At 73.6% G+C, this 6,597-nt stretch carries 7 protein-coding genes; 3 read left to right on the plus strand and 4 right to left on the minus strand.

Annotation, left to right across the window (positions count from 1 at the left end; genetic code table 11):
• The coding region (locus VP06_RS13025) for a TetR/AcrR family transcriptional regulator C-terminal domain-containing protein (RefSeq protein ID WP_048464210.1) at positions 1 to 310 on the plus strand (310 nt) is incomplete at its 5' end.
• An 82-nt stretch (positions 311 to 392) separates the two neighbouring features.
• Here VP06_RS13025 and VP06_RS13030 read toward each other — a convergent pair.
• Both VP06_RS13030 and VP06_RS13035 read right to left on the minus strand, forming a co-directional pair.
• Positions 393 to 1,346, minus strand: coding sequence for an NAD-dependent epimerase/dehydratase family protein (locus tag VP06_RS13030; protein ID WP_048464211.1), 954 nt, complete (start codon positions 1,344 to 1,346; stop codon positions 393 to 395).
• A gap of 21 nt (positions 1,347 to 1,367) precedes the next feature.
• The gene (locus tag VP06_RS13035; protein ID WP_048464212.1) at positions 1,368 to 1,823 is read right to left on the minus strand and encodes an Lrp/AsnC family transcriptional regulator; all 456 of its coding nucleotides are present in this window, start codon (positions 1,821 to 1,823) and stop codon (positions 1,368 to 1,370) included.
• Between the two features lie 83 nt (positions 1,824 to 1,906).
• Here VP06_RS13035 and VP06_RS13040 point away from each other — a divergent pair, with 83 nt between their 5' ends.
• Together VP06_RS13040 and VP06_RS13045 are read left to right on the plus strand one after the other, a co-directional pair.
• Positions 1,907 to 2,992 (plus strand): pyridoxal-phosphate dependent enzyme, encoded by a 1,086-nt coding sequence (locus VP06_RS13040; protein ID WP_048464213.1) that lies wholly within the window; start codon positions 1,907 to 1,909, stop codon positions 2,990 to 2,992.
• Positions 2,993 to 3,080: 88 nt separating this feature from the next.
• Positions 3,081 to 4,307, plus strand: coding sequence for a Zn-dependent hydrolase (locus tag VP06_RS13045; protein WP_048464214.1), 1,227 nt, complete (start codon positions 3,081 to 3,083; stop codon positions 4,305 to 4,307).
• A 22-nt stretch (positions 4,308 to 4,329) separates the two neighbouring features.
• On the opposite strand, the gene VP06_RS13050 is transcribed toward VP06_RS13045, so the two are convergent.
• On the minus strand, positions 4,330 to 5,016 hold the full coding sequence (locus tag VP06_RS13050) for a Crp/Fnr family transcriptional regulator (protein WP_048464215.1): 687 nt from the start codon (positions 5,014 to 5,016) through the stop codon (positions 4,330 to 4,332).
• A 127-nt stretch (positions 5,017 to 5,143) separates the two neighbouring features.
• Positions 5,144 to 6,475, minus strand: a complete 1,332-nt coding sequence (locus VP06_RS13055; RefSeq protein ID WP_048464216.1) for a nucleotide sugar dehydrogenase — start codon at positions 6,473 to 6,475, stop codon at positions 5,144 to 5,146.
• Positions 6,476 to 6,597: the final 122 nt, after the last annotated feature.

Here is a 6,597-nt window from a genome sequence, read left to right on the forward strand (position 1 = left end):
GGTCGGGTGGGGGTCGGGGGGGGGGGAAAACCCCCCGCGCTTCGGCCGGGCCTTCTACGAGGCCGGGCCGCTGCTGGGCCGGGCGCGCCTGCGCGCCTATCTCGACGCCCAGGTCGCCGCCGGCCGCCTGCGCCCGTGGATTCCGGCCCCCCCCCCCCGCCACTTCTTCGACCTCTGCGCCGCCACGACGATGCGCCGGCTGCTCTTCGCCGTCGGCGACCCGCCGACCGAGGCCGAGACGACCTACTGGATCGCCGAAGCGGTGCGGGTGTTCCTGGCAGCCTACGGGCCGGAGGCTGGGGCCTCGTAGATCCTGTATATCATCTGTCGGCTCAGGCAGGTGTTCCAGGCGAAAGCCTGCATAATACATCAGAACAGGTCGATTTTCGAATCTAACCCCGCTCCGCGTGCCAGGCGGCGAGGAGCGTGGCTTCCTCGTCCGCCGTCAGGCCGGTGACCGGACCACCGGTCGTCTCCAGCCAGTGCAGAGTGTCCCGGGCGGTCTCCTCCAGGGGCCGCACCGTCAGGCCCGCCGCGACGGTCGCCGAGACATCGCGGGAGGCGTCGCCGATCGTGTCCGGCAGCGGGAGCGGCAAGGAGAACCGGCCGGAGTCCCGCCCGACGCCGTGGCGGTCGAGAAACGCCGGATCCGCCCAGGCATAAGTGCAAGCCGCGCCGAGGGCGTCGGCGCAGCGGTCGAGGAAGGCCCGGCGGGTGCAGGCCGGCGCGACCGCATCGAACGGCCCGGCGAGGCCGCGTTCCGCCCCGTGGACGATCCAGGCCGCGAGGTCGCGCGCGTCGATGAGCTGCACCGGATCCTCGGGCGCGGCCGGCGCCAGCACCTCGCCACCCCGGGCGAGCCGCGCGATCCAGGAGCCGAACCGCCCGGTCGGGTCGCCCGGGCCGACGATCAGGCCCGCCCGGCAGATCAGGGCAGCGTCGCCAAAGGCCCGCTCGCAGGCGACCTTGGCGGGGCCGTAAGGCCCGTTCTCCGCCGGTGCGAGGAGCGGTGCCGTCCCGGCCCGCTGGCCCCGCGTCTGCGTGTCGGCATAGACGCTAATCGTCGACACGAAGGTCCAGTGACCGATGCGGACTTCGAGCGCCGCCAGAGCCCCCTGCACCTGGGCCGGATGGCGCGCCACGTCCACGGCCGCGTCGAACCACTCCCCCTTCAAAGCGTCGAGCCCGTCCGCCCGGTCGCGGTCGACCGTGACGAACCGGGCGCCCGGAGGGGCCGCGCCCGACAGTCCCCGCGCGGCGCATGTCACGGCGTGGCCGAGCCCCATGGCCTGTTCCGCGATCCTCCGCCCGAGGAACCGTGTGCCGCCGAGCACCAGCATCCGCATGCGCCGCTCCCGTCGAGGTCGTCAGATCCCGATCACCTGCCGCATCGCCACCAGCGTGCGGAACGCCTTCACGTTCGGGTCGTCGTGAAAGACCGCGCGGGTGAAAGCCTCGTAGTCCGCCATGCCGGGCAGGCGCAGCTCGATCACGAAATCCGCCTCGCCGGTCACGTACCACGCCGCCCGGACCTCGGGCCGTCCGCGCAAAGTCCGCACGAAGGCGTCGAGGCGGTCGGAGGTCTCGCGCTCCAGCGAGACGAGCACGTGCAGGCAGAGCGGCGTGCCGAGCACAGCGGGATGGACCACCGCCACGTCGGCGACGATCACGCCCTCCTGCCGCAGCCGGCGCAAGCGCCGCAGGACCGCGCTCTCGGACAGCCCGATCCGCTCGGCGAGGATCCGCGCCGGCGTCAGGGTGTCGGCCTGGACTTCGGCGAGCAGGGCGCGGTCGAAGCGGTCGAGGGTGGCGGTTTCCGGCATGAAGCGCTCGACAATGGCGAAAACCGCCGCAGCCTAGCATCATTTCGGCGCCAAACGGCATGGCTCTCCGGCATGATCGCGGCATGACCGACGCCGCTTCTCCCTCCTCCCACCTTGCCTCCCCCCATCGGGCCTCCTCGCCCGAGTCGATCGCCGCCTTCCTGCGCGGGCTCGATCCGGCCTATGCGCCGACCCCGCTGCGCGCCCTGCCGGCCCTGGCCGGGCGTCTCGGCGTGGCGCAGGTCCTCGCCAAGGACGAGACCGGCCGGATGCTCGGCAGCTTCAAGTCGCTGGGGGGCACCTATGCGGGACTCACGGCGCTGGCCCGCGCCGCCGGGATGAGCCCCGCCGACCTCCTCGCCGCGCGGCCCGCCGGGCAGCCGGCGCTCCTCTGCGCCAGCGACGGCAATCACGGCCTCGCGGTCGCCGCGGCGGCGCGGTTCGCCGGGGCTTCGGCGCGGGTCTTTTTGCATGCGGGCGTCCCGCCGGTGCGGGCGCGGCGCATCGCCGATCAGGGGGCCGAGATCGTCCGGGTCGCCGGCACCTACGACGCCGCCGTCGAGGCCGCGGCCGCGTCGTCCCGCGCCGGCGCCGGCCTCCTCGTCGCCGACACCACCGAGGATCCGCACGACCCGGTCGTCCGCGACGTCATGGCCGGCTACGGCGTGATGGCGGGGGAGATCCGCGCGCAAGCGGAGGACGGGCCGCGCCCGACCCATCTCGTCGTCCAGGCCGGCGTCGGCGGCCTCGCCGCCGCGATGGCCGCGGGCCTGGCCGGCTGGCTCGGCGCTCCGGGCCTCGTCGTGGCGGTGGAGCCCGAGCAGGCGGCCTGCCTCGCCCCGGCTCTCGCCGCCGGCCGGCCGGTGCGGGTGCCGGGCGACCTCCACACCACGGCCGAGATGCTGTCCTGCGGCGAGGCGAGCGCGCCGGCTCTCGCGGTGCTGGCGCGGCACCACGCCAGGGTCGTGACCGTGAGCGAGGCCGAGCTGGCACGGGCTCCGCTCGTCCTCGCCGAGGCGGGCGGCCCCGCCACCACGCCATCCGGCGCGGCGGGCCTCGCCGGCCTCCTGGCTCTGCTGGCCGATCCGGCCCGGGCGGCGGAGTTCCGCATCGACCGGGAGTCCCGTCTCCTCGTCCTCGTCACCGAAGCGGCGCTGGAGGCGGCCTGACGAATGCGTCCCGACTGCCCTTCGGGGCCGCCAACCAGGTCGCCCTGGTCCGCCGCCGCCTGCCCGTCCCTGCGTGAGGTCCGAACCGATGCCCGCGATCGATGCCGCCCGCTTCCTCGGCCGCCTCGCCGCCCTCGCCGAGATCGGCCGTGACGACAAGGGCCGGCTGACCCGCCTCGCCGCCTCCGAGGCCGACCGCGCCGGGCGCGACGTGGTCGCGGGCTGGATGCGCGAGGCCGGTCTCGACGTCAGGGTCGACCGGATCGGCAACCTGATCGGGCTGTGGGACCCGGCCGGCACCGGCTCAAGGCCGGTGATGATGGGCTCGCATCTCGACACGGTGATCGATGCCGGGGCCTATGACGGCTGCACCGGGGTGCTGGCCGGCCTCGCGGTGATCGAGGCGCTGCGCCACGCCGGCCGGATCCCGCCGCGCCCCCTGGCGCTGGCGGCCTTCACCAACGAGGAGGGCGTGCGCTACGCTCCCGACATGCTGGGCTCGCTGGTCTATGCCGGCGGCTTGCCGGTCGAGGCGGCGCTCGCGACGGTCGGCATCGACGGCACGGTGCTGGGCGAGGAGCTGGCCCGCATCGGCTATGCCGGCCCCGAGGCGCCGGGCTTCCTGCATCCCCATTCTTACGTCGAGCTGCATGTCGAGCAGGGGCCGGTGCTGGAGCGGGACGGCATCGCGGTCGGTGCGGTCGAGGACCTTCAGGGCATCTCCTGGCAGGAGGTCACGATCGAGGGCGCGGCCAACCACGCCGGCACCACCCCGATGTCCTTGCGCCGGGATGCCGGTGTGGCGGCGGCGCTGCTGGTGGCGTGGCTGCGCGAGCGGGCGCGCGCCGGCAACGGCCGCAGCGTCGCCACCGTCGGGCGCCTGCGCCTGGAGCCCGACGCGATCAACGTCATCCCGGCCCGCGCCGTCCTCACGGTCGACCTGCGCGATCCGGATGCGGGGCGCCTCGCTGATTTCGAGGCCGACCTGGCGGAGCGGCTCGACGCCCTGGCCCGGGAGGAGGACGTGACGGTCACGGTCCGCCGCCTCGCCCGGTTCGCGCCGGTGACCTTCGATGCCGGGATCGTCCGGGCGATCGAGGCGGCGGCGCGGGCGCGCGGATTGTCGGTCCGGCGCATGACCTCCGGGGCCGGACACGACGCCCAGATGATGGCCCGGCTCTGCCCCGCCGCGATGATCTTCGTGCCGAGTGTCGGGGGCATCAGCCACAATCCGGCCGAGCGCACGGAGGAGGCCGATCTGGTGGCCGGGGCCGAGGTGCTGCGCGACGTGGTGATGGGCCTGAGCGGGGTCTGATGGCGCGCGCGAGCGGAGCCGCTCAGCTATCCTCCCGCAACGCCTCCGCCACCCGCGCCTCGAGGATGTCCGGACGGCGCAGGATCAGCGCGCCGCGGGTGCGGTCGACGAGGCCCTCCTGGGCCATCACGGTGAATTCCCGCGTCACCTGCTCGCGGCGGCAGCCGATGCGGGCGGCGAGCACGTGGTGATAGGGCGGCGGGCTCACCGCGCGCTCGCCGTCGGTGCCGGGCCGGGGTGTCGAGAGGCGCAGGAGTTCGGCGTAGAGGCGGTGGCGCAGGTCGAGGACCGCGTGCTCCATCAGCCGGGCGTTGAGCATCCGCACCCGCTTGGCGAGCAGCCGCAGCAGCCGGTCGGCGATCGGGGGGGCGGCGAACACGATCTCGCGGAAGACCGCGGCCGGCACCACGCACAGCTCGCCGCGGGTCAGCGCCGTGACGTTGGCCGAGCGGCTGACCCCGTCGATGGCGGCCAGCTCGCCGAAGAACTCGCCGGCCCGCATCTCGCCCAGGATCACCTCCTTGCCGGATTGCGTCCGGTTGAGGATCCGCACCTCGCCGGAGGCGAGCAGGTAGACGTCGGTCGAGGCGTCGTCGAAATCGACCAGGATCTCGTTGGCGTCGAACCGGCGCCAGATGCAGCGCGATTCGTAGGAGGTCAGGTCGACGCCCGCATCCTTGAAGAAGGGAAACCCTGCGAGCCGACCCATCTGCTGCCCTCGACCCCGCGAATGCGGCGCTGCCATGCCATTCTTACCCCGGCACGGCCCCGCTCGCCAGGGCGCCGCGGCGTTTCACCCAGGTCCCGCGTCGATGATCCGGGATCTTTTCCCAGGTTTACGCCTTCACGATCGTCGCGCCTGTTAGTCCATGCCGGGCCATGACGTTGCGGGTATCGACGACGAGCCGGGCGTTGCGCGCCACCAGCCCGTAATCGACGCCGTCATGGTCGGTGGCGATCAGCACCGCGTCGACGGCCCGCAGGGTCTCGGGGTCGAGGGGCTCCGAGCGCCGCCCGGCCAGCTCCGGATGCTCGCGGGTCGCCGGCAGGACCGGCACCAGGGGGTCGTGGTAGAGGGCGGTCGCGCCGCGCGCCTCGATCAGGCGGATCAGCTTGAGGGCCGGGCTCTCGCGGGTATCCTCGACGTTGCGCTTGTAGGCCAGCCCCATGACCAGCACCCGCGCGCCCGAGAAGGTGCGGCCGGTGCGGTCGACGGCGGCGGCCAGGCGCTCGACCACGTGGTAGGGCATCCGCGTGTTGACCTCGCCGGCCAGTTCCACGAAGCGGGCCGGCACGTCGAATTCCCGCGCCTTCCAGGCGAGATAGAACGGGTCGATCGGGATGCAGTGGCCCCCGAGACCCGGCCCGGGCTGGAACGGCATGAAGCCGAACGGCTTGGTGGCCGCCGCCTGGATCACCTCCCAGACGTCGATCCCCATCGCGTCGTAGACGAGCTTCAGCTCGTTCACGAGAGCGATGTTGACCGACCGGAAGATGTTCTCGGTGAGCTTCACGGCTTCCGCGGCCGCCGCCGAGGAGACCGGGACGGTGCGGACCACCAGGGCGCCGTAGAGCGCTTCCGCGAGCGTGCGGGCGGCGGCGTCGTCCGCCCCCACCACCTTGGGGATGCGGGCGGTGTCGAAAAGGTCGTTGCCCGGATCCTCGCGCTCCGGTGAATAGGCGAGGAAGAAGTCGTGGCCCGAGCGCAGGCCGCCGGCTTCGAGGATCGGCCGCATCACCTCGGCGGTGGTGCCCGGATAGGTGGTCGATTCGAGCACCACGAGCTGGCCCGGCCGCAAGCGTGCCGCGATGGCCCGGGCCGTGGCCTCGACGTAGGACAGGTCCGGCTCGCGGTGGCGGGTCAGCGGCGTCGGCACGCAGATCAGCACGGCGTCGGGCTCGGACAAACGAGCCATGTCGCCGGTGGCCTGGAAGGTGCCGGCGGCGAGCGCGGGGCCCAGGGCCTCGCCCGGGATGTGGTGGAACGCCCCCTCGCCCCGGTTCAGGGCCGCGACGCGGCCCGGATCGATGTCGAAGCCGAGCACCGGAAACCCGGCCCGGAGCGCGGCCAGCGCCAGCGGCAGCCCGACATAGCCGAGGCCGACGATGCCGATCAGGGCCCGGCGCTCGGAGAGGCGCTGGCCCAAGGTCTCGGAGGGAAGCGTCATCGCGGGTCCGGGCTCGGCTGTCATGGTCTCGCTTACACGGTGCGGGGCCCCGGGATGTCAACATCGGGGCTGCTGGCCTTCCCGCCCCTTGGTCTCCCCCCTTGCCTCCCACGCCGCCGATC

It is taken from the genome of Methylobacterium aquaticum (assembly GCF_001043915.1).
Classification (GTDB): domain Bacteria; phylum Pseudomonadota; class Alphaproteobacteria; order Rhizobiales; family Beijerinckiaceae; genus Methylobacterium; species Methylobacterium aquaticum.